21 protein-coding genes are annotated in these 22,240 nt (G+C 67.0%); 12 read left to right on the plus strand and 9 right to left on the minus strand.

Annotation, left to right across the window (positions count from 1 at the left end; genetic code table 11):
- Positions 1-200: 200 nt before the first annotated feature.
- Genes RPIT_RS04265 through RPIT_RS04280 form a run of 4 tightly spaced genes read right to left on the minus strand, consistent with a single transcriptional unit; the run spans position 201 to position 4,516 of the window.
- Positions 201-2,192 (minus strand): M3 family metallopeptidase, encoded by a 1,992-nt coding sequence (locus RPIT_RS04265; protein WP_077340979.1) that lies wholly within the window; start codon positions 2,190-2,192, stop codon positions 201-203.
- On the minus strand, positions 2,143-3,069 hold the full coding sequence (locus tag RPIT_RS04270) for a COX15/CtaA family protein (protein ID WP_226996334.1): 927 nt from the start codon (positions 3,067-3,069) through the stop codon (positions 2,143-2,145). Before RPIT_RS04270 ends, RPIT_RS04265 begins: the two co-directional genes overlap by 50 nt.
- Positions 3,057-3,815, minus strand: a complete 759-nt coding sequence (locus RPIT_RS04275; RefSeq protein WP_077340984.1) for an ABC transporter permease — start codon at positions 3,813-3,815, stop codon at positions 3,057-3,059. Before RPIT_RS04275 ends, RPIT_RS04270 begins: the two co-directional genes overlap by 13 nt.
- Positions 3,815-4,516, minus strand: coding sequence for an ABC transporter ATP-binding protein (locus tag RPIT_RS04280; protein WP_077340986.1), 702 nt, complete (start codon positions 4,514-4,516; stop codon positions 3,815-3,817). Before RPIT_RS04280 ends, RPIT_RS04275 begins: the two co-directional genes overlap by 1 nt.
- A gap of 110 nt (positions 4,517-4,626) precedes the next feature.
- On the opposite strand from RPIT_RS04280, the gene RPIT_RS04285 reads away from it, so the two are divergent.
- From RPIT_RS04285 to RPIT_RS04325, 9 genes are all read left to right on the plus strand, one after another.
- A complete protein-coding gene (locus RPIT_RS04285; RefSeq protein ID WP_077340988.1) occupies positions 4,627-5,298 on the plus strand; it encodes a helix-turn-helix transcriptional regulator in 672 nt (223 codons plus the stop codon).
- Between the two features lie 5 nt (positions 5,299-5,303).
- Positions 5,304-6,746 (plus strand): Fe-S cluster assembly protein SufB, encoded by a 1,443-nt coding sequence (gene sufB, locus RPIT_RS04290; protein ID WP_077340990.1) that lies wholly within the window; start codon positions 5,304-5,306, stop codon positions 6,744-6,746.
- Complete coding sequence (gene sufD / locus RPIT_RS04295) at positions 6,733-7,974, plus strand: Fe-S cluster assembly protein SufD (protein WP_418361370.1); 1,242 nt, start codon at positions 6,733-6,735, stop codon at positions 7,972-7,974. The genes sufB and sufD overlap by 14 nt, the downstream gene beginning before the upstream one ends.
- Entirely contained in the window at positions 7,971-8,300 is a 330-nt protein-coding gene (locus RPIT_RS04300) for a Rieske (2Fe-2S) protein (protein ID WP_077340992.1), read from the plus strand. Before sufD ends, RPIT_RS04300 begins: the two co-directional genes overlap by 4 nt.
- A gap of 29 nt (positions 8,301-8,329) precedes the next feature.
- Positions 8,330-9,094, plus strand: coding sequence for a Fe-S cluster assembly ATPase SufC (gene sufC, locus RPIT_RS04305; protein ID WP_077340994.1), 765 nt, complete (start codon positions 8,330-8,332; stop codon positions 9,092-9,094).
- Between the two features lie 38 nt (positions 9,095-9,132).
- Positions 9,133-10,386 (plus strand): cysteine desulfurase, encoded by a 1,254-nt coding sequence (locus RPIT_RS04310; protein WP_269466366.1) that lies wholly within the window; start codon positions 9,133-9,135, stop codon positions 10,384-10,386.
- Between the two features lie 7 nt (positions 10,387-10,393).
- Positions 10,394-10,837, plus strand: coding sequence for a Fe-S cluster assembly sulfur transfer protein SufU (gene sufU / locus RPIT_RS04315; protein ID WP_077340998.1), 444 nt, complete (start codon positions 10,394-10,396; stop codon positions 10,835-10,837).
- Positions 10,837-11,217 carry a metal-sulfur cluster assembly factor gene (locus RPIT_RS04320; protein ID WP_077341000.1) on the plus strand — a complete coding sequence of 127 codons (381 nt, stop codon included), beginning with the start codon at positions 10,837-10,839 and terminating at the stop codon, positions 11,215-11,217. Before sufU ends, RPIT_RS04320 begins: the two co-directional genes overlap by 1 nt.
- A gap of 390 nt (positions 11,218-11,607) precedes the next feature.
- Positions 11,608-12,441: an alpha/beta fold hydrolase gene (locus RPIT_RS04325; protein ID WP_162274487.1), complete on the plus strand. Its 834-nt coding sequence runs from the start codon at positions 11,608-11,610 to the stop codon at positions 12,439-12,441.
- Here the strand turns inward: RPIT_RS04325 and RPIT_RS04330 are convergent.
- The 3 genes from RPIT_RS04330 to RPIT_RS14920 form a co-directional block, all read right to left on the minus strand.
- A complete protein-coding gene (locus RPIT_RS04330; RefSeq protein WP_077341004.1) occupies positions 12,374-13,564 on the minus strand; it encodes a sensor histidine kinase in 1,191 nt (396 codons plus the stop codon). The two genes, RPIT_RS04325 and RPIT_RS04330, sit on opposite strands and share 68 nt — an antisense overlap.
- Positions 13,565-13,584: 20 nt before the next feature.
- Entirely contained in the window at positions 13,585-13,728 is a 144-nt protein-coding gene (locus tag RPIT_RS14915; protein WP_157633336.1) for a hypothetical protein, read from the minus strand.
- A 140-nt stretch (positions 13,729-13,868) separates the two neighbouring features.
- Positions 13,869-14,525, minus strand: a complete 657-nt coding sequence (locus RPIT_RS14920) for a response regulator transcription factor (RefSeq protein WP_143028179.1) — start codon at positions 14,523-14,525, stop codon at positions 13,869-13,871.
- Positions 14,526-14,563: 38 nt separating this feature from the next.
- Here RPIT_RS14920 and rarD point away from each other — a divergent pair, with 38 nt between their 5' ends.
- The 3 genes from rarD to RPIT_RS04355 all read left to right on the plus strand — a co-directional run bounded on the left by rarD (position 14,564) and on the right by RPIT_RS04355 (position 18,643).
- Positions 14,564-15,496, plus strand: a complete 933-nt coding sequence (gene rarD / locus RPIT_RS04345) for an EamA family transporter RarD (protein WP_218121518.1) — start codon at positions 14,564-14,566, stop codon at positions 15,494-15,496.
- A gap of 26 nt (positions 15,497-15,522) precedes the next feature.
- Positions 15,523-17,121 (plus strand): ribosomal protection-like ABC-F family protein, encoded by a 1,599-nt coding sequence (gene abc-f / locus RPIT_RS04350; RefSeq protein ID WP_077341010.1) that lies wholly within the window; start codon positions 15,523-15,525, stop codon positions 17,119-17,121.
- 94 nt (positions 17,122-17,215) lie between these two features.
- Positions 17,216-18,643, plus strand: a complete 1,428-nt coding sequence (locus RPIT_RS04355; protein ID WP_077341012.1) for a phosphoglucomutase/phosphomannomutase family protein — start codon at positions 17,216-17,218, stop codon at positions 18,641-18,643.
- A 258-nt stretch (positions 18,644-18,901) separates the two neighbouring features.
- On the opposite strand, the gene RPIT_RS04360 is transcribed toward RPIT_RS04355, so the two are convergent.
- Positions 18,902-20,869, minus strand: a complete 1,968-nt coding sequence (locus RPIT_RS04360) for an alpha-glucosidase (protein WP_077341014.1) — start codon at positions 20,867-20,869, stop codon at positions 18,902-18,904.
- Entirely contained in the window at positions 20,844-22,235 is a 1,392-nt protein-coding gene (locus tag RPIT_RS04365; protein WP_077341016.1) for a glycoside-pentoside-hexuronide (GPH):cation symporter, read from the minus strand. The genes RPIT_RS04360 and RPIT_RS04365 overlap by 26 nt, the downstream gene beginning before the upstream one ends.
- Between the last annotated feature and the right edge of the window lie 5 nt (positions 22,236-22,240).

The following is a 22,240-nucleotide window of genomic DNA, read 5'->3' on the forward strand; positions in this document are numbered from 1 at the left end:
ATACACGGCCGTTCGTTCCTCACGGCCGTTACTCAGGGAGACGTGGTGGGGCTCGGCTCGTCCCTCGCTGGTGACTCGGGGAGACGTGGTGGGGCTCGGCTCGTCCCTCGCTGGTGACTCGGGGAGACGTCGTGGGGCTCGGCTCGTCCCTCGCTCGCGACTCGGGGAGACGTGGTGGGGCTCGACCCGTTCCTCGCGGCTTACTCGGACGACGCCGGGCTCAGCCCGAGCTTCTCCAGCAGGGGAGCGAGCTCAGGATCTCGTCCACGGAAGGCGCGGTAGCTCTCCATCGGGTCTACCGAGCCACCCGGCGCCAGGAGGGTGCGGCGGAAGTGCTCGCCGGCCTCACGGAGATTGTCCTGCTCCTCGAACCACGCCACTGCGTCGGCGTCCATGACCTTCGCCCACGCGTAGCCGTAGTAGCTGGCGGCGTAACCGCCACCCCAGATGTGGGCGAAGTACTGGGTGCGGTAGCGGGGCGGGATGAGTTCGTCGAACAGCCCCCAGCGCTCCAGCGCGGCCCTTTCGAACTGCTCGACCTCATCCGCGGAGGCGGGCAGCTCATCGAGCGGCGTGGTGTGCCAGGCGAGGTCGATGAGCGACGCGAGTTCCGTCTCGGCGGTGGAGTACCCCTGCCCGAACTTGTTCGCCTCGCGAAGCTTCGCGACCCATTCCGCGGGGAGGACCCGGCCGGGGGTCCACGCCCAGTGCTCATTGACCTGGCTGGGGAACTCGACGAAGTCGCGGGGGGTGTTGGTACCGGATCGGCTCGCGTACCTGGAGTCGGCCAGCAGCCCGTGCAGGGCGTGGCCGAACTCGTGGAACATCGTGATGACCTCGTCCCAGGTGATCGACGTCGTGCTGGGCGTGTAGTTGCAGTTGTTCGTCACCACCGGCAACGCCGCATCCCGGCGCGACTGGTCCACGAGGTTGGTCATCCACGCCCCGCCGTTCTTGGTGGGTCGCGCCCAGAAGTCCATGACGAAGGCGCCGATCACGGTCCCGTCGGCTTCTCTCACCTCGTATGTCTGGGTCCCGGGAGCATGGCCTGTCACCCCGTCGACCGGGGTGAAGGTGATGCCGTAGAGGTCCGTCGCCGCGGCGTACACGGCCTCCAGCACCCGATCGACCTGTAGGTACTCGCCCAGCTCGCCCTCGTCGAAGGAGAACCGCTCCCGGCGCACGATCCCCTCGACGTAGGACCAGTCGGCTGCGGTGAACGGCGTCCCCGGCTCCAGATCGGCATAGCGTTCCTTCAGCTGCTCAGCCTCCTCGCGTGCCTTGTCGAGCGCAGACTGGGCCAGCGGCACCAGCATGTCGAGGATGGCGTCCACGGTCTTCGCGGTACCCGCCTCGGCGACGATCGCGGCGTGGTGGGGGTAGCCCAGCAGCGCGGCGCGTTCGGCCCGAAGCCGGGCGATCTCGACGACGACAGCACGCGTGTCGAACTCGCCGGCCAGGGCGCGGGTGACGGACGCCTCCATCAGGCGGGCACGGGTTCGGGGGTTGGCCAGCTTGGCCGCCAGCGGCTGCTGCGTGGTGTTGACCAACTCGATCGTGTAGCCCTCTGGGTTACTGTCCGCGAGTGTCGCCCTCTCGTCGTCGCTGAGGCCCGCGAGTTCGTCGCCGGTCACGCGCACGGCGCCCGCGTTGCGCGCCTGTCGGTTGAGGGTCTCGAAGGTGGAACCGAGCTCGGCGAGTCTCTTGTTGAGCTCGCGAAGCCTCTCCTGATCGGAGTCGGACACGTCGACTCCTGCACGCCGGAAAGCCTTCAACACCTCGTCCAACGCGTAGCGGTCCTGGTCGTCGGCGACGACCTCACCGGACGCGACGCGTGCCTCCAGGCTGCGCAGACGCTCGTACAGGGTTCGGTCCAGGTAGATGGCGTCTTCGTGCTCGGCGAGCTTGGGGGCGTACTCGGCGTACAGCGCATCGCGCTCGGGCGTCGCGTCCGAGGAGTAGACCGAGAAGAACGAGTTGAGCGCCCGGCGAAGGGTCTGCTCGGCGTCCTCCATGGCGCCCAGTACGTTTTCGATGGTGGCCGGGGCCTGATCGTCACGTATAGCCGCGAGGCCGGCCAGATGCTCGGCCATGCCCTGGTCGAGGGCATCGCGATAGTCGGACGTCTCGGCCGCGGCGAAGTCAGGAAGCGTGAACGGAAGTTCGGTCGTCAGCACCGGATTGGTCGGCATGAGTTCTCCTTGTGGTCGACACGAGCAGCCAGGCGGCGGCTGCGGTCAGCAGGGTCAACCCAACCATATGCAGAATCACGATGCCGACGGGGACGCCGAGGAAGTACTGCAGGTAGCCGATCGCCCCCTGGAGGACAACTGTGATGACAAGCAGCCGTGCGGCGCGCGCAGCCCGGCGGTGACCGGAGCGGAGGAGGACGACGAGCGACGCCACGCTGAGCGCCACCACGAGCCAGGCCGACAGGCCGTGGAGCCGTGCCACGAACTCGATGTCGAAGCCCGTCCGCGGTGACTTGGCGTCGCCCGCGTGCGGCCCGGAGCCGGTGACGATGGTGCCGACCCAGATCGAGAGCATCGCCGCCCAGAACGTGGCGTGGACGAGCCACCGGAGGCCCGGAGCAACGGGCTCCGGCTCGGTCCGGTACCCGACCCGCAGCGCCCACACGCACAGCACGATGAGCGCGACGGACAGCAGCAGATGGAGGGCGACGACGAACGGGTTGAGGTTGCTCCAGACAGTGAACCCCCCGATGACCGCTTGGAACGGGATCCCCAGCCCGATACCGAGGTTGATCCACCACAGCTTCGAGCGTGCGCCCCGATTGCGCCAAGCCGCCACGAATGCCCCGATCGCCGCCGCGATCAGGACGAAGGTGAGGAGTCGGTTGCCGAACTCGATCACGCCATGGATCCCGTAGGACGGGTGCGGCACGTAGGAGTCCTCCGTGCAGCGGGGCCAGGTGGGGCAGCCGAGACCGGACCCGGTCAGGCGCACCACCGCGCCGGTGACGATGATGCCCATGTTGCAGACGAGCGAGATCCAGAGCCACGTGCGCAGCGCACGTTCCCCGTCGACGAGCTTCCTCAGGACGTCCACGTGAACACCTTCCATGCCAGGGCCAGTGAGCCAACGCACCACAGCGCCGCGACCACCACGGGTAAGAGTAGGACCTCACCGGTGGCGGCCCCGCGCAGGGTCTCTCCCAGGGCGCCCGTGGGGAGCCAGGCCAGGACATCCTGGACCCAGGTCGGGTACCGGTCGAGGGGGACCAGTACGCCGAGCGGCATGCCGATGAGGTACAGCAGGTTGGCCACGGCCAGCGTCGCCTCTGGACGCAGGGAGCCGGAGATTGAGAGCGCGAGCCCTGCGAACGCGCCCATTGACAGGAGGCTCACGAGCAGCGCGACCGTCAGCGAGCCGACGCTGAAGTCGGGTCTCCATCCCAGCGCGAGCGCTGCGACGGTGAGCAGAACGACCTGGCCGGCCGTGATCATCGCGATGGAGAGCCCCTTGCCGAGGAGGATCCCCGGTTTGCCGAGGGGCGTGGCGGCGATTCGTTCGAGCACGTTGTAACGCCGCTCGAACCCGGTCCCGATGGCCAGCGTGGTCAGGCATGAACTCCACATCACGAGCGCCAGCACCGACGGCGCCATCTCCTCGATGGTCAAGCCGAGCGTGTCGCCGAGGATCCGGGAGCCGACGAGGACCGCCATGGGGATGACGATCGCGAGGATCGCCTGTTCACCGTTGCGGAGAATGAGCGAGGCCTCGGTGCGTGCGTGCGCCCAGACCCGGGCCATGGGAGGGGCAGGGCTGGCGTCGGGGGTGAACGTGAGCGACATCAGCGGTCTCCGGAGGTGTGGGTGAGGAACGCGTCTTCCAGGGAGCCGTGGGAGGCGAGGTCGGACACGCTGCCACTGACCTGCACCCGCCCCCGGTCGACGATGTGGACGTGATCGGCGAGCTCGGCGGCTTCGACCATGTCGTGTGTCGTCAGCACCACGGCGACCCCGGCGTCCCGGACGCGACGCACCACGTCCCAGGTCAGCCGTCGGGCTCGAGGATCGAGCCCGGCCGACGGCTCGTCGAGAAACACGAGCGACGGACGTCCGATGAGGGCACCGGCCAGGTTGACCGCCTGCTGTTGGCCACCGGAGAGGCGGCGGTACGGGGTGCGTGCGAAGGGGGCGATGCCAAGAAGATCCACGAGGGCTTCGACGGGTTGGGGGTCGGCGTAGAGCCGTGACAGGTAACGCAGCAGTTCCTCGGCACGGATACCGCTCCAGGCGCCGGTGGCCTGGGGCATCAGGCCGATCCGGGACAGCACGTCGGGGGATCCGGGTGACTGACCGAACAAGGTCAGGGAGCCGGAGTGGGGCCGCTCCAGTGCGGTGCAGCAGCGGATGAAGGTCGTCTTGCCGGCGCCGTTCGGCCCGAGCAGGGCTGTCACCGCCCCCGCGGATGCCGACAGGGTCAGGCCGTCGAGCGCCTTCGTCGCGCCGAAGGCGAGGCTGAGATCCTGCGCGTCGACGACTGTTTCCACCCCGTCAGCCTAGCGCTTGTCCACAGGGTGGGCAGTTAGGGCACCCTTGCTTGAAAGTCGAACAAGAATAAGAAAGGATTGCATGAGGTAATTCGGGGAGGAGGTCAGCTGTGGAAACAACACACCTTGAAGTTCCGACCCGTCGACGTGTGGTCAACCTCGTCCTCAACGAGGGGCCCCAGACGGCCAAACAGCTCGCGGAGCGCCTTGACCTCACCCCGGCGGCGGTGCGCCGCCACCTCTCGTCGCTCCTGGAGGACGGGACGCTCGAATCGCGGGAACAACGGATCTATGGTCACCGCGGCAGGGGCCGTCCGTCGAAGGTCTTCGCGCTGACAGACGCCGGGCGCGCGGAGTTCCGCCAGGGTTACGACCAGTTGGCGCTTGCGGCGTTGCGTAGGCTCGTGGAAGCGGCCGGCCCTGAGTCGGTCGAGGAGATCGCACACGACCAGTTGGCGGACATCGAGCGACGCTTCCACGCTGAGCGCGACGCCTGTCCGGAAGCCCCGGCGATCAGCGTGCTGGCGGCCGTCCTGTCGGCAGACGGGTTCGCCGCGTCGATCCGGCCCCTCCCGTCCGGTGACCAGTTGCTGCAGCACCACTGCCCGATCGCCCACGTGGCGTCCGAGTTCCCCGTCATCTGCGAGGTGGAGACCCGCCTGATCGCACATCTCCTCGGGAGCCACGTGCAGCGGTTGGCGACCATCGCCCACGGCGACGGCGTGTGCACCACCCACATTCCCCGACCACTACCCACCCCACTGATTCCCAGAAGAAAGTGACCGATATGACTCAGACAGCACCCAAGGCACCGGGCCTCGGCGCCACGCAGGACGAGCACCTCGAGGCCCTCTCCAAGTACGAGTGGGGGTGGCACGACAGCGACACCGCAGGCTCGACCGCCCAGCGCGGCCTCAGCGAGGCCGTGGTCCGCAACATCTCCGCGCTGAAGGACGAGCCCCAGTGGATGCTCGATCTCCGGCTCAAGGGACTGAAGATGTTCGACAAGAAGCCGATGCCCACCTGGGGCGCCGACCTCAGCGGAATCGACTTCGACAACATCAAGTACTTCGTCCGCTCCACCGAGCGGCAGGCCCAGACCTGGGACGACCTGCCCGACGACATCAAGAACACCTACGACCGGCTGGGCATCCCGGAGGCGGAGAAGGCGCGCCTGGTTTCGGGCGTCGCGGCCCAGTACGAGTCCGAGGTGGTCTACCACAAGATCAACGAGGAGCTCGAGCGTCAGGGGGTCATCTTCCTTGACACCGATACGGCGCTCAAGGAGCACCCCGAACTGTTCCAGGAGTACTTCGGCACGGTCATCCCGGTCGGGGACAACAAGTTCGCCTCGCTCAACACCTCTGTCTGGTCGGGCGGCTCGTTCATCTACGTGCCCAAGGGTGTCAACGTGACGATTCCGCTCCAGGCCTACTTCCGCATCAACACCGAGAACATGGGCCAGTTCGAGCGCACCCTGATCATCGTCGACGAGGGTGCCTACGTGCACTACGTCGAGGGATGCACCGCGCCGATCTACTCGTCGGATTCGCTGCACAGCGCCGTCGTCGAGATCATCGTCAAGAAGAACGCGCGGTGCCGTTACACGACCATCCAGAACTGGTCGACCAACGTCTACAACCTCGTCACCAAGCGCGCCACCTGCGAGGAGGGCGCCACGATGGAGTGGATCGACGGCAACATCGGCTCCAAGGTCACCATGAAGTACCCGGCTGTCTACCTGATGGGCGAGCACGCCCGCGGCGAGACGCTGTCCATCGCGTTCGCCGGCGAGGGCCAGCACCAGGACGCGGGCTCGAAGATGGTCCACGCGGCGCCCAACACGTCGTCGTCGATCGTGAGCAAGTCGGTCGCCCGCGGCGGTGGGCGCTCCTCGTACCGGGGGCTCGTGAAGGTCGAGCCGGGTGCCCGCCACTCAGCCTCCTCGGTCATGTGTGACGCGCTGCTCGTCGATACGATCTCCCGTTCCGATACCTACCCCTACGTGGATGTCCGCGAGGAGGATGTGTCGATGGCCCACGAGGCGACGGTCTCCAAGGTCTCCGAGGACCAGCTCTTCTACCTGATGAGCCGCGGCATGGAGGAACTCGAGGCCATGGCAATGATCGTGCGCGGCTTCGTCGAGCCGATCGCCCGCGAGCTCCCCATGGAGTACGCCCTCGAGCTCAACCGTCTGATCGAGCTGCAGATGGAGGGTGCGGTCGGCTGATCCGAACCGCCATCCCCCGCTCACCACCACCGCTGAAGGAAGCACATTGACCACCATCACCACTGAGGCCCCGAACGTCGCCGGGGCCATCGAGACCGTGGAATCCCACCTGCACCCCACCCCGTCGTGGGATGCCGCCAGCCATCCGATGCCGACCGGCCGCGAGGAGATCTGGCGATTCACCCCGCTCAAGAGGTTCAAGACCCTTCTGGCTGAAGGCGGTGAGGTCGGCACTCTCGACTGGTCCGCGGACCTACCCGAGGGCGTGACGGTCGAGAACATCACGGCCGAGCAGGCCCGGGCACTGGCCGTCGAGGCACCGTCGGACCGCATCTCGGCGTTCGCCGCACGCGACGCGAAGCACCGCACCCACATCAATGTGCCGGCGAACGCTGAACTCGGCGAACCGGTCGTGTTCACCGCGACCGGACGTGGGGGCGAGGCGCGCGACCAGGTGATCATCACCGTGGGCGCCCACGCCCGCGCCACCATCGTGCTGCGGTACACCGGCCAGGCGCACTACGCGGAGAAGACCGACGTCATCGTGGGTGACGGCGCGCAACTCAACATCGTCACGCTGCAGGACTGGCAGGACGGTTCCGTCCACGGTGGGCAGCGGTCGGTCCAGATCGGACGCGACGCGCACGTCAAGACCGTCACGGCGTCCCTCGGCGGAGATATCCGCCTCCAGGAGAACTCGAGGTACGGCGGCCCCGGCGGCGAGCTGGAGTCCTACGGCCTCTACTTCGTCGACGCAGGCCAGCACGTGCAGCACCGCCTGTTCGTCGACCACAACGCGCCGCACACCAAGAGCAACGTGGACTACCGCGGGGCGCTCCAGGGCAAGGGTGCGCACTCGGTCTGGATCGGCGACGTGCTGATCCGCAAGGTCGCCGAGGGCATCGAGACGTACGAGTCCAACAAGAACCTCGTGCTCACCGACGGTTGCCAGGCGGACTCCGTGCCGAACCTGGAGATCGAGACCGGCGAGATCGCCGGGGCGGGCCACTCGTCCTCGACGGGACGGTTCGACGACCAGCAGCTCTTCTACCTCATGAGCCGCGGGATCGACGAGCCCGAGGCGCGCCGGCTCGTCGCCCACGGCTTCTTCATCGACATCATCCGCCGCATCGGCGTGCCGGAGATCGAGGACAAGCTCCTGGCCGAGATCGAGCGCGAGCTCGAGATCGTGCACGGCTCCACCCGGACGAAGGCCGACGAGCAGTGAGCCTCGTCGCCGTCTGCAAGGTGTCCGAGCTCGAGGCCGACAAGCCTCTGCCCGTGGACGTCGACGACGACCTGACGGTCGCGATCGTGCTCCACGGGGAACGGATCTACGCCATCGAGGACCAGTGCAGCCACGGGAACGTGCCGCTCTCGGAAGGTGACGTCGTCGACGACACCATCGAGTGCTACCTGCACGGCTCCACCTTCGACCTGGCCACCGGCCGTGCCCTCAACCTGCCGGCCACTGCGCCGGTGCGGGTCTTCGCCTGCAGCACCGACGGCGACGACGTCTTCATCGACGTCTCAGCCCCCACCACCGACTACTGAATTTCACCCACACAGGAGAACCACCACCCATGTCTACCCTCGTCATCTCCGACCTCCACGTCGACGTCCTCACCGAAGACGGCCCCAAGCAGATCCTCAAGGGCGTCAACCTGACCATCAACCCCGGCGAGATCCACGCTCTCATGGGGCCGAACGGCTCCGGCAAGTCGACCCTGGCCTACGCCATCGCCGGCCACCCGAAGTACGAGATCACTCAGGGGTCGGTCACCCTCGACGGCCAGGAACTCACCGAGATGTCCGTCGACGAGCGGGCCAAGGCCGGACTCTTCCTCGCCATGCAGTACCCCGTCGAGGTGCCGGGTGTGTCCGTTGCCAACTTCCTCCGCACGGCCAAGACCGCGCTCGACGGTGAGGCCCCCAAGGTCCGCACCTGGGTGAAGGACGTCGAGAAGGCACTGGGCCAGATGCAGCTCGACAAGTCGTTCTCCGGCCGCTCCGTCAACGAGGGATTCTCGGGCGGCGAGAAGAAGCGTCACGAGATCGCCCAGCTCGAGCTGCTCAACCCCAAGGCCGCGATCCTCGACGAGACGGACTCCGGGCTGGATATCGACGCCCTGCGCGTCGTCTCCGACGGCGTGAACCGCTTCGCGGAGAAGGGCGACCGTGCCATCGTCCTCATCACGCACTACACCCGCATCCTGCGCTACATCGAGCCGACGTTCGTGCACGTCTTCGTGGACGGTCGCATCGTGGCCGAAGGCGGCAAGGAGCTCGCCGACCAGTTGGAGGCTGACGGCTACGAGCGGTACATCAGGGAAGCGGCCGCGGTCTGAGCGGCTCCATCCATCCACCACCAATCGAGAGTCGGGTCGTGACAACACCGCCACTGGACGTCGAGGCCATCCGCGCCGACTTCCCCATCCTGGAGCGCAGGGTGGGGGAGTGGCCGCTGGTCTATCTCGACTCCGCCAACACCTCGCAGAAGCCGCGCCAGGTGGTCGAAGCCATCGCCGAGCACTACCTGCAGCACAACGCCAACGTGGCACGCGCCATGCATCTGCTCGGCGCCGAGGCGACCGAGGCCTTCGAAGGCGCTCGGAGCACGGTGGCGTCGTTCATCGGTGCGTCGCGGACCGAGGAGGTGGTCTTCACCAAGAACGCCTCCGAAGCGCTCAACCTGGCGGCCCACTCGCTGGGCGCATCGCTGAGAGCCGGAGATGAAGTGGTCATCTCCGTCATGGAGCATCACTCCAACATCGTCCCGTGGCAGATGGCCTGCGAACGGTCAGGGGCGACGCTGCGCTGGTTCGACGTCACCGACGAGGGCCGGCTCGACCTCGAGGGCGCGCGCCGGGACTCGCTCATCAACGAGCGCACCCGCGTGGTCGCGCTCACGTGGGTCTCGAACGTGCTGGGTACCCGCAACCCCATCGCCGACGTGGCTCAGCAGGCACACGCCGTCGGTGCGACCGTCGTCGTGGACGCCTCCCAGGCCGTCCCCCATCAACCCATCGACGTGGCGACCCTCGGGGCGGACCTGGTCGCGTTCACCGCGCACAAGATGTGCGGGCCCACCGGCCTCGGCGTGTTGTGGGGGCGCTACGAGCTGCTCGCCGAATTGCCGCCCTTCCTGGGCGGGGGAGAGATGATCGAAGTGGTCGAGATGCAGCGCTCGACGTACGCGCCACCCCCGCACCGCTTCGAGGCAGGCACTCCACCCATCGCGCAAGCAGTGGGGCTGGGCGCCGCCATCGACTACCTGTCGGCCATCGGCATGGACGCGATCGCCCACCACGAGCAGGTCCTCACCGAGTACGCGCTGGACAAGCTGACCAGCATCGACGGCCTCGTCCTCCTCGGGCCCACCGAGGCAGTCGAGCGCGGCAGCGCACTCTCGTTCAACCTGCAGGGGGTCCACCCGCACGACGTGATGCAGGTGCTCGACTCGCGTGGCGTCGCCATCCGAGGGGGGCACCACTGTGCGCGGCCGCTGCACAAGAGGCTGGGTCACCAGAGCTCCACGCGCGCGTCCAGCTACCTTTACACCACCCCGGCGGAGATCGACGCGCTCGCCGACGCCCTGGTGTTCACCCGCAACTACTTCGCCCCGCGGTTCGGGGGCTAGGACACACATGAACATTGATGAGCTCTACCAGACGATCATCCTCGACCACTACCGCGAGAAGCACCACTCCGGGCTGCGCGACGGTTACGACGTCGAGGTGCACCACGTCAACCCGTCGTGCGGCGACGAGCTGACGCTGCGGGTCCACCTGGACGGCGGCACGGTCAGGGACATCTCCTACCACGCCGAGGGGTGCTCCATCTCGCAGGCCTCGACGTCGGTGATGACCGACCTGCTCATCGGGGGCGACACCGCCAGCGCGTTGGACCTGCACGACAAGTTCCTCGAGATGATGCAGAGCCAGGGCCGGATCGAGCCTGACGAAGACACGTTCGAGGACGCGATCGCCTTCGCGGGTGTATCGAAGTTTCCCGCGCGCGTGAAGTGCGCACTACTGGGGTGGTCCGCCATGCGCGATGCCACCCTGCAAGCAACTGCCAAGGAGAATTGATGTATACCCCCGAACAACGCCCCAGCGACCTCGTCAAGGACGACCTGCCCGACGTCGACTCGCCCAGCGCGGTGCCGTCCGAGGACGAGGTCCTTGAGGCGCTCAAGGATGTCGTCGACCCGGAGCTCATGGTCAACGTCGTGGACCTCGGCCTGGTGTACGGAGTCCAGATCGACGACGGGGCCAACGCCACGATCGACATGACGCTGACCTCGCCGACCTGTCCGTTGACCGACAAGATCGAGTACGACACGAAGTACGTGCTTGAAGGGCTCGTCAACTCCGCCACGATCAACTGGGTGTGGCTGCCGCCGTGGTCTCTGGAGATGATCACAGAGGACGGACGCGAACAGCTGCGCGCCGTCGGGTACAACCTCTGACCCGAGTGGCCGCGCCGACGAGCGTTCGGTAGCCGAAAGTTGTCTCGCGTTCGGCAAAGGTTGTCACGCACCCGAGAGCCCTTGAGGGGTGTGCAGGTCCTTGCTGGAATAGAAGCGCACCCCCTCCAAGGGGGCGCTGACCAGGCGATCGGCTCGGTGGCGAGCGGAGGCTATTCCCGGCACTCCCAAGCCCCGCATTCCGTCCCTCCGATCCGGCGCATGGTCACGTGGTGCTGGCCCCCCGGGGTCGGGTGCCGAGGGACCGTCCCCCCCCGGGTCCCACGCGCCCCACCACGAAACGTGAGCGATGCCCCGTCAGCGATTCCGCTGACGGGGCATCGCGCTGCTACTAGCCTTGACACCAGCGCCCGACCGAGATGGAGGACAATGATGCCCACTCTGAGTACCCCTGATGGAGTGACCCTGCACTACACCGATTCGGGGGGAGCAGGCCGGCCGGTGGTCTTCGTCCACGGATGGCCGCTCTCGGGGGCGGCCTTCTCCCGCAATGTGCCTGCGTTCGTCGACGCCGGCTACCGGATCGTCACGTACGACAGGAGAGGATTCGGTGCATCGAGCGCACCGACTGGAGACATCAACTACGACATCCTTGCCGATGACCTGGGGACGGTACTCGAGGATCTCGATCTCAACGACGTGGTGCTGGTCGGATTCTCCATGGGTGGTGGCGAAGTGGCCAGGTACCTCGGCAGGGGAGAGGCTGACCGGGTGTCGGCCGCCGTGTTCTCCGGTTCGATCACCCCCGCCCTGTGCATCACCGACGACAACCCCGACGGTGCTATGCCCTTCGATGGGTTCCAGAGCATGTCGGATGCGTGCCGTGAGGACAGGGACGGATTCCTCGAGCAGTTCGTCGGGTGGTTCTACAGCACCGAAGCCGGCGGCCTGCAGGTTGACGAGGAGACGCGGGCAGCGGCTCTGGACATTGCGCGCCAGTCGGATCCCGATACGGCCGCCGACGCGATCCTGTTGTGGGCGACGGATCTTCGTGACGACTGCCGTTCCATCTCAGTGCCGACGCTGGTCATCCACGGAGACGGGGATATCAACGTCCCGGCGGTCAAGTCGAGCACCCGGATGCCGGAGTACGTCGAGGGGGCCGAGGTTGTCCTCCTCGAGGGCGGACCCCACGGGGTCAACGACTCTCAGCCTGAGCAGTGGGAGGGCGCAATTCTGGACTTCCTGTCGCGGCACGGGGCCTGAGTTCCTGGTCTCTGGCCTCGTAACCGTGCGGGAGCCAGACGCGCAGACCCCACGTGCGGCCGTCCCGCTCGATGGCGCAGCGCCCTCCGAGCAGGGCCGCGCGTTCCTCGATGCCGACGAGCCCCAGCCCCTTGCGGCCCAGGGGCCTGCCGGTGCCGGGGTTGCCGAAGTAGGCCACGAGGTTGTCGCAGTCCTCCGTGATCTGGATGACGCACTCGGAGCCGGTCGGCGCGTGCTTGATCATGTTGCTCGTCGCTTCGACCGCGATCTTGGACAGCGTCGTTGCCCGGGCCGCGCTCACCGGGCCTATCTCGACCGACACCCGCGGCTGGAGTCCCTCGGCGCGCAGCCGGTCGGCCTGGTCGGCGACGACGGCGGTGAGGCTCTCGACGTCCGCGAGCGGGCCTCCGACCGGTCCCTCGCCCTGGTCGTGCTCGCGGAGATTGCGCAGCAGCTGGCGCAGATCCTGGGACGACGAGCTGCAGTCAGCGGCGATGAGTTCGAGCTCGGCCGTGAGTTCCGGCGTGGCATCGGGGTGCATGGAGGCCATGTGGGCGCGCATGGCTGCGTGGGACAGAGTCTGGGCCACGGTGTCGTGCAGATCTCTGGCCAACTCGACGCGCATCGTTGCCACCCGCTCCTCGGCGCCGACACGCTCCACGGCCAGGCGTCGTCTCGATTGGTGCCAGCCGTGCCCGGCGCCCAGCGCGATGGACAGGAGCAGCACCAGCATGACGGTCGCGGCCGGTTCCTCCGGTGTCCCCCCGTACGAGTGACGCACCAGGGTCAGGTAAACGGCCACGCCGAGGACGATGGTGATCGGTAGGCGCTCCGGGAGGCCGCGGCGGAAAGCGGCGAAGATGTTGATGAAGACCGTCAGCCCGGCAACGCTGACCAGGTTCGCGGGAAAGAACAGATAGCTCAGAAGGGAGACGCCACTGATCAGCGCCCCCGAACGGGGGGCCATGCCGGAGACCGCGGCGCCCAGGCAGATCACCAGGTCGAGGAGCCGGAGCGTCGAGTGCTCGAGCGGGTGCAGCGTGAACACGACCGCCAGGGACAACGCGGCGAGGACAGGTTCTATCCACGCGCCACGCTCGCGTGCTGTCTGCTCCGCCACCATGGCGAGAGTCTAGCCAGCGATCAGCGGCACGCCCACGGCAGCAGTGCGCACAGCCAGCCCGATCGGGTGCTGCTCGTCAAGCTGGTGACCGAGGGGCGCAGTAGCCTGTACTGGATGTAGCTGGCAGTGGCGATGGGGGCGGCGTCGACGGCTAGCTCAAGCATGGGGTCCTCCTGAAATGCGGCGCGCTAGTTTCCTCTGACGCTACGCAGGACGCGGGCCCGGGGCGAGCCTGGCCTGCTTTTGCCGGATGAATCGGGCACTTTTGTTGACGGCTCGATCAACTTTCGGCGACCCCTGGGCGTCATGGCTCGACCAGACCCCATTCGTGCGCGAGAGCGGCGAGGGACGCGCGGTTCGGACGCTCCAGACGTCCGAGGAGCCGGCTCACGTAGGTCTTGACGGTACTCGTGGCGAGGTAGAGCTCCTGCGCGATCTCCGCGTTGCTCAGCCCACGCCCGATGAGCCCCAGCAGTTCTTTGTCGGTCGCGCTGAGGTCAGGGGGTGGGGAGGACTGACCGCGACGGTTGGCCAACGCTGCGGCAACGAGCTTCGGGGAGACGAGCGCATCGCCGCTGAAGGCGCTGCGGACCCCGTGCAGGATGAGGCCGGGGCTGTCGGACTTCAGCAGAAATCCGGAGGCGCCGGCGTTGAGCGCCTGCAGCATGACACGGTCGTCGCCCAGCGCCGTGAAGCAGACCACACGGATCGACGACGGGGGCGTCGTCAGCCGCTCGGTGAGTTCGATGCCACCCATGCGCGGCATGTGGATGTCGACGATGGCCACGTCGGGGTTGACCGTCGGGGCGAGCTCGAGCGCCTCCACACCGTCGCCTGCCACGCCGACCAACTCGATGTCGGCCGACCGGGAGAGGTACGTCTTGATGGCCTGCTGGGCGAGAGGGTCATCCTCGACGAGCATCACCCGGATCACGAACTCTGGGCGCAGCGACGATGTCATGGCAACAGACTAGTGCCCAGCGTTATGCTCACCCCACCATGATCCAACCTGCGCGCGCCGGGCTGCTCTATGGGCTCGCCGCCTATGGGCTGTGGGGCCTGTTTCCCCTGTTTTTCCTCCTCTTCGCTCGATCGGGAGCTCTCGAGGTGGTCGCCCACCGGGCCCTGTGGTCGCTGGTCTTCTGCGCCCTCCTGCTGACCGTCCTGCGGCAGTGGGACTCGGTGAGGGTGGTGTTGGCGGATCGGCGCACCACCGCGGCGCTGGTGGCGGCCGGATTCCTCATCGTCGTGAACTGGAGCACCTACGTCTTCGCCGTCCTGACCGACCGCACGCTGGAGACGGCCCTTGGCTACTTCATCAACCCGCTCGCGGTGGCGGCCCTCGGCATCTTCGTGCTGGGGGAGCGGCTGCGCCGACTGCAGTGGGTGGCCATGGGGCTCGGCGGCGCGTCGGTGGCGGTCATGGTCGGGGGCTACGGCGAGGTGCCGTGGACCGCCCTGCTGCTGGCAACGTCGTTCGGCCTCTACAGCCTCGTGAAGAAGGTCGCGGGCCGCTCGGTTGGTGCGCTGCCCGGCCTCGCCCTCGAGACCGCGGCAGTCGCTCCCCTCGCGGTCGCCTACCTCGCCTTCCTGGGGGCGACGGGGGCGTCCAGCGCCACGCTCGCGGACGGCTACGGGCTGCTGCTGGTCTCCACCGGGATCGTCACCGCCGTGCCACTGTTGCTCTTCGCGGCCGCGGCCAGACGCGTCAGCATGATCACCATCGCCATTCTCCAGTACCTCGCGCCGATCGGGCAGTTCCTTCTCGGATGGCTGGTGCTCCACGAACCGATGCCGCCGGTTCGTTGGGCCGGGTTCGCTCTTGTCTGGGCGGGCGTGCTGGTGTTCGTGGCGGACTCCCTCCTGACATCCCGTCGTGCGGCCAGCGCCCGTCGGCGGCTCCGACGCGAGGGCGGCGTCGGTTTGCCCTGAGCGCTCCCGGCAGCGAGACTAACGAGGTGCTGCAGGTCAAGGATGTTGAGGTTCGCGCGGGGGCGCGTCTGTTGTTGTCGCCTGTCTCGTTCCAGGTCATCAACGGTGACCGCATCGGGCTGGTGGGCCGCAACGGCGCAGGCAAGACCACCCTGACCAGGATCCTTGCCGGTGAGGGTACACCGGCCTCGGGCCAGGTGGTCCGGTCTGGCCAGCTCGGCTATCTGCCGCAGGATCCCCGCTCCGGAGACCCGGAACAGATCGCCCGGGACCGCGTGCTCGGCGCCCGGGGCCTGGACCAGGTGATTCAGCGAATGCGTCGCTCGGAAGAGGCCATGTCCACCTCGGAGGGACGCGCCCGGGACGAGGCGATGGCAGCCTACACGCGTGCCGAGGCCGCTCTGATGGCCGCCGGAGGATACGCCGCGGAGGCGGAAGCCGCGCGGATCGCGGCCAACCTCGGCCTCGCCGAACGTGTGCTCTCGCAGCCCCTCAAGACGCTCTCGGGCGGCCAGCGCCGTCGGATCGAGCTCGCCCGCATCCTGTTCTCCGACGCCGACACACTGCTGCTGGATGAACCGACGAACCACCTCGACGCCGACTCGATCGTGTGGCTGCGCGGCTACCTCCAGTCCTTCCCCGGCGGACTCATCGTCATCTCCCACGACACAGAACTGCTGGACGCGGTGGTCAACAAGGTGTATCACCTGGATGCCAACCGGGCAGAGCTCGACATCTACTCCATGAACTGGAAGCGGTACCTGCAGCAGCGCGAGACCGACGAGAAGCGTCGCAAGCGCGAACTCGCGAACGCCGAGCGGAAGGCATCCCAGCTCATGGCCCAGGCCGACAAGATGCGTGCCAAGGCCACCAAGGCGGTCGCGGCCCAGAACATGGCCAAGCGGGCCGAGAAGCTGCTGGCCGGCGTCGAGGGTGAGCGCGCGGTCGACCAGGTGGCGAAGATCCGCTTCCCCGAGCCGGCGCCCTGCGGGAAGACCCCGTTGCGCGGCTTCGACCTCAGCAAGTCGTACGGCTCGCTCGAGGTCTTCACCGCGGTCGACCTTGCGATCGACAAGGGCTCCAAGGTCGTGATTCTGGGCCTGAACGGTGCGGGCAAGACCACGATGCTGCGGATCCTGTCCGGCATCGAGGAGCCGTCGGCGGGCCGCGTCGAGCACGGGCACGGGGCGAAGATCGGTTACTACGCCCAGGAACACGAGACCCTCGACGTCGAGCGCAGCGTGCTTCACAACATGCTGTCGGCCTCGCCTCATCTGAACGACACTGACGTGCGCAAAGTGTTGGGCTCGTTCCTGTTCAGCGGAGACGACGTCGAGAAGCCCGCCAAGGTGCTCTCGGGCGGCGAGAAGACCAGGCTCGCGCTGGCGATGCTGGTGGTCTCGGCCGCGAACGTCCTGCTCCTCGATGAGCCCACCAACAACCTCGACCCGGCCTCCCGCGCGGAGGTCCTGAACGCCATCCGCACCTACGCCGGCGCCGTCGTCCTCGTCACCCACGACCCGGGCGCCGTGCAGGCGCTCGAGCCCGACCGTGTGCTCGTTCTACCCGACGGTGTCGAGGATCTCTGGAGCGACGACTACGCCGAGTTGGTCGACCTCGCCTGATTCAGGCTGAGCGTCTGCTCACCTCAGTTGCGCATTCGCTCGTCGGAATGCTCAGAGCGAGCGCCCTCAGAGCCGCCAGGTTTAGGGTGGTGCCGTGGCGAGAATCAAGTTTGGTACCGGCGGCTGGCGAGCGATCATCGGTGACGAGTTCACGCGGGCGAACGTCCGCCTGCTCTGTGGTGCGCTGGCGCAGCGTATCAAGGAGGAGGGCCACGCTGAGCGTGGCATCGTGATCGGCTACGACCGGCGCTTCCTCTCCGACGTGTCGGCGCACTGGGCGGCCGAAGTCTTCGCCGGCGAGGGCATCGCGTGCCAGATCATCAAGATCGCCCAGGCCCCCACCCCCCTGATCATGTGGACGGTCAAGGACCGCAAACTGCCGTACGGCATGGCGATCACCGCCTCCCACAACCCGGCCCTCTACAACGGCATCAAGGTATTCACCGCCGGGGGCAAGGACGCAGACGAGGATGTGACCCACGACGTGGAGCGCAGGATGGAGACGCTGGAGGGCGACGGCGAAGAGCGGATCGGCCTGATCGATTACGACAAGGCGGTGAAGTCCGGCAAGGTCAGGGAGATCAACCCGTTCAACGGCTACATCGATTCGATCATCAATCAGGTCGACATGGAGGCCATCCGCAAGGCCGACCTCAAGATCGCCTTGGATCCGATGTTCGGTGTCTCGCGCACATCGCTCCAGACCATCCTGATGACCGCGCGGTGCGAGGTCGAGGTCATCCACGACAGGCACGACACGCTCTTCGGCGGACGCATACCGTCGCCGACGAGCGCCACGCTCGATACGCTCAAGCGCTACGTGGTCGACAACGACTGCGCGCTGGGCATCGCCACTGACGGTGACGCGGACCGGCTCGGCGTCATCGACGACAAGGGCAACTTCCTGCACCCCAACCAGCTGTTGGTGATCCTCTACTACTACCTCCTCAAGTACAAGGGGTGGCGAGGCCCGGTCGTGCGCAACGTCGCCACCACCAGCCTGCTCGACCACGTCGCGGAGATGTTCGGGGAGAAGTGCTACGAGGTGCCGGTGGGGTTCAAGTGGATCTCCGGGAAAATGCTCGAGACCGACGCCATCATCGGCGGGGAGTCCTCGGGTGGGCTCACGGTCCGAGGGCACATTTCGGGCAAGGACGGCATCTACGCGGCCGCTCTCCTCGTCGAGATGATCGCCGTGGTCGGTAAGTCGTTGAGCCAGATCTATGACGAGATCACGGGTCAGTTCCCGCCCCACTACATGGCCGAGATGGACTTCAAGTTCGACTCCGAGCGCAAGCCGGAGATCCTGGACACCTTGATGGTGCGCAAGGAGATCCCGGAGTTCAGCGCCACCGTCGTCGACACCTCGTATCGCGACGGCGCCAAGATCTACTTCGACAATGGTTGGATCATCGCCCGGTTCTCCGGCACCGAGCCGTTGTTGCGCATCTTCTGCGAGATGCCGACCCGGGAGGAAGCGGAGCGGGCCTGCATCGAGTTCCGCGAGTTCCTCGGCCTCTGACCCTCGCTCCCTACTCAGGGCGACGGTGGGGCCGGTCGCGCGTCCCCGTAGAGCGCCAACGCAGAGACTGGAACGCCAACGCAGAGACTGGAATGCCAACGCAGAGACCGCAACGCCAACGTGGATCGGGACTCGCCGTCGATAACCATCGACGCCCCTGATATCTCGGGGGCGTCGATGGATTCCGGGGGCGTGCGGACTCAGGGCTGACTTCCAGATGGGGGCGGTCGCTCGTCCCTGGCTTCGCGATGGAAACGGTCAGTAGACCCGACTCACGGTCGCCTCCCACGGCTCCATCCAGCGTCCGCGCGGACCGCCCATCACCGGGACGATCCGCCCCGCGACGTGGGGGCGCTTGCGACGCTTATCGGAGGTGTTGCACTCGATGAGGAACACCTCCCCGCCAAGCTTGCGCTGATAGGCGAAGTAGAAGCGATTGCGCTTGTGCACCCACTTCAGGGAACCGATCGTGAGCGCACGATGGCGACGCCTCAGGCTGATCAGGTCCTTGTGCCAGGAATACACAGAGTCGGGATCGGCCACCTGCTCCTCGGCCGAGAACCCCTCGACCGTGTCGGTGCCGGCCAGCCAGGCGGGTCCGTCGCTGAACCCGCCGTCTGGCGTCCAGCGCATCGGCACGCGTGAGTGGTCGCGCGAACCGGCCAGGATCTGAGCCCACGCCTTCTTCGGATCCATGCCGTCGGCCAGGAGGCTCGCGTGACGGTTGATCGATTCGACGTCCCGGAGCTGCTCGACGTCCTCGAAGGCGTGGTTGATCGCGGCCAGCTCCTGCCCCTGGAAGAGGAAGGGGGTGCCGCGCATGGTGAGCTGGATGGTGGCCAGCATCTTGCCGATGGCTGTCCGGACGGCGGGGTCGGACTCCTTGCCGTGGGCGAACTTGCTCAGCATCCGCGGGTTGTCGTGGTTGTCGAGGAAGACCGCGATCCAGTCGCTCGGCGCCAGGTGCTTGTCGTAGGCGCGGTAGAAGCGCTTGAGGTACCAGAGCTGGTAGTCGTAGAGATCCCAGCGGACGTGGCCGGGGTTGTCGAGCACGTCAAAGTTGAAGATCAGGTCCAGCTCGCCGCGACCGTATCCGCTCAACAGGCGTCCCAGCTCCATGCCGATGCCCGGCGTCTCGCCGACCATGAACCCGATCATGTCCGGTCCCTGTGGCTCTCCGAGCGTCCCGTCCGGCAGTCGCCGGCGGGGGGTGGAGGCGGGCGCTTCGCGGCGGGTGAAGCCCTCTCGGCGGAGCCCCCTGAGGAACTCGTGGAGGCGGGGGCCGTAGAAGAAGTGCTCGACGCCGATGAACTCCAGCAGCTTCCCGATGAACGGGTGGCCGTCAGGCAGGCCGTGACGCTTGGAGATGTAGTTGATGACGTCGAGCCGGAAGCCGTCGATGCCCCGCTTCATCCACCACGAGACGATGTCGGCGACCTCGTCTCGGACGCTGTCCGACTCCCAGTTGAGGTCCATCTGGCCGTCCGCGAAGAGGTGGAGGACCCACTTGCCCGCCTCCTCGTTCCAGCCCCAGGCCGACCCGGAGAAGAAGGAAGTCCAGTTGTTGGGCGGGGTGCCGGGATCCCCGTCCACCATGAAGTAGTAGTCGCCATAGGGACCCTCCGGGTCGGCGACGGCCTGCCTGAACCATTCGTGCTGGTCGGAGGTGTGATTGACGACGAGGTCGAGGATGAGGCGCATGCCACGGTCGTGGCAGCCCTTGATGAGGTCGTCCATGTCCTCGAGGGTGCCCATCTCGGCCATGATGTCGCGGTAGTCGCTCACGTCGTAGCCCATGTCCACGTTCGGTGACGCGAACACCGGCGACAGCCAGACGCAGTCCACCCCGAGGTCGGCCAGGTAGTCGAGCTTGCCGACGATGCCTCGGATATCGCCCACGCCGTCGCCGTTCGAGTCCGCGAACGAACGCGGGTACACCTGGTAGATGACGGCCTCGCGCCACCACGGGGTGGGGTGCGGCGCGCGACCCTTGAGCGGCCGGTCCGGCTCGCCGTTGACCAGGGTCAGCACCATGTCGACCATGCCTCCGCCCGTGACCGGGGCGGTGGCCTTCTCGATCCAGCCGAGACGCAGGAACCCCATCGTGTAGATGAGCCGTCTCGGCAGGCCTGTCTGCAGGAACAGCTTGTCGACCACGTCACGCCCGACGGGGTTGCGGTAGAGCGACGCGACGGTGCTCTTAGGCGTGAGGAGCTTGCGTGCCATGGCGAGTCCTTTCCCGGAGGTCGTCGACGATCTGAGCGTAGAACGTCGCATTCAGTCTGTAGCGCCAGCGGATGACCAGATAGCTGACGAGGATCAGCAGGGCGGGAACGACAAGCATGGCCAGCCGCACGAGAGCCGCGCCCTCGTCGGTCACGTCAGCGGCCGACTCGGCGCGGTCGATGCCGGACCAGATGACGGTGGCCCCCACCACCGCGCTGGCGATGGCGTTGCCCAACTTGTAGATGAACGGTTGGAGGGAGAACGTCACCGATTCGTTTCGGCGACCCAACTTCCACTCCCCGTACTCGACCGAGTCGGCGATGAACATGACGAGCAGGAGTTGGATGGCGCCCTGCCCCGCGAAGAGCAGCACGCCGGCAAGGCCGACGACGATCAGCGAGTCGCCTGAGACGAGGAAGACCAGGTAGCCGGTTACGCAGGAGGCGGTGGCCGCGAGATGGATATGTTCCCGGGAAAACCGCGCTGAGGCCAGGGGGAACAACGCCAGCGCGGTGATCTGGGTGACCCCGAGGATGGCGGCGAAGACCGCGTAGGCGCCCTCGTCACCGAAGATGTACTTGAAGTAGTACAGGCCGAACGAGGTCGTGGTGATGTATCCGGCCATGAACGCGACCATCGAGACGGTCACCCACAACAGTTGGTCGTTGCGGACTATGACCCCCAGGAACTCCCGCAGCGGTGTCGCCTCCTGGCGCGCCGTCACCTGCTCGCGGGCGAAGACGAGCGTGAGCGTCTGGAACACCACCATGATGGCGACGAGCGCGGCAGCGAGCGCGAACCACGCCGCCTCCGCCGACCCCAGCGCGGCGCCGAGCGCCGACGTGATGGGGACGATGCCCACCACGACCGCGAACAGCCCGACGTTGGCGCAGATGCGGGCCACGACGCCGATCCGTTCGCGCTCGGGTTGGTCACGGGTGAGCGACGGAAGCATCGACCAGTACGAGATGTCGTTGATCGTGTAGCCGATCTCGTAGACGAGGTAGACGATGGTGAAGGCGATGACGTATCCCCAGCCGTCGGCTCCGAAGTCGAAGAAAAGCAGCAGCGTGGCGACCCCCCACAGGATCGCACCCCAGAAGATCCAAGGCTTGAACTTGCCCCACCGGGTGTGGGTGTTGTCGACGAGCACCCCCATGAAGGGATCGTTGACCGCGTCGAAAATGCGCATCGCGACGAGGATCGCCGTGATGACGGCCAGGCGTGTGCCGGAGATGTCCAGCACGTCGGTCAGGTAGAACAGCAGGTACATCGAGACGAGCGCTGCGACCATGTCGCGCCCCAACGTGCCGAGGCCGAACCCCCACCTCGTGCCGGGCGTCACCCGTCCCGGCTGACTCTCCATGGGCT

The organism is Tessaracoccus flavus (assembly GCF_001997295.1).
Taxonomy (GTDB): Bacteria; Actinomycetota; Actinomycetes; order Propionibacteriales; family Propionibacteriaceae; genus Arachnia; species Arachnia flava.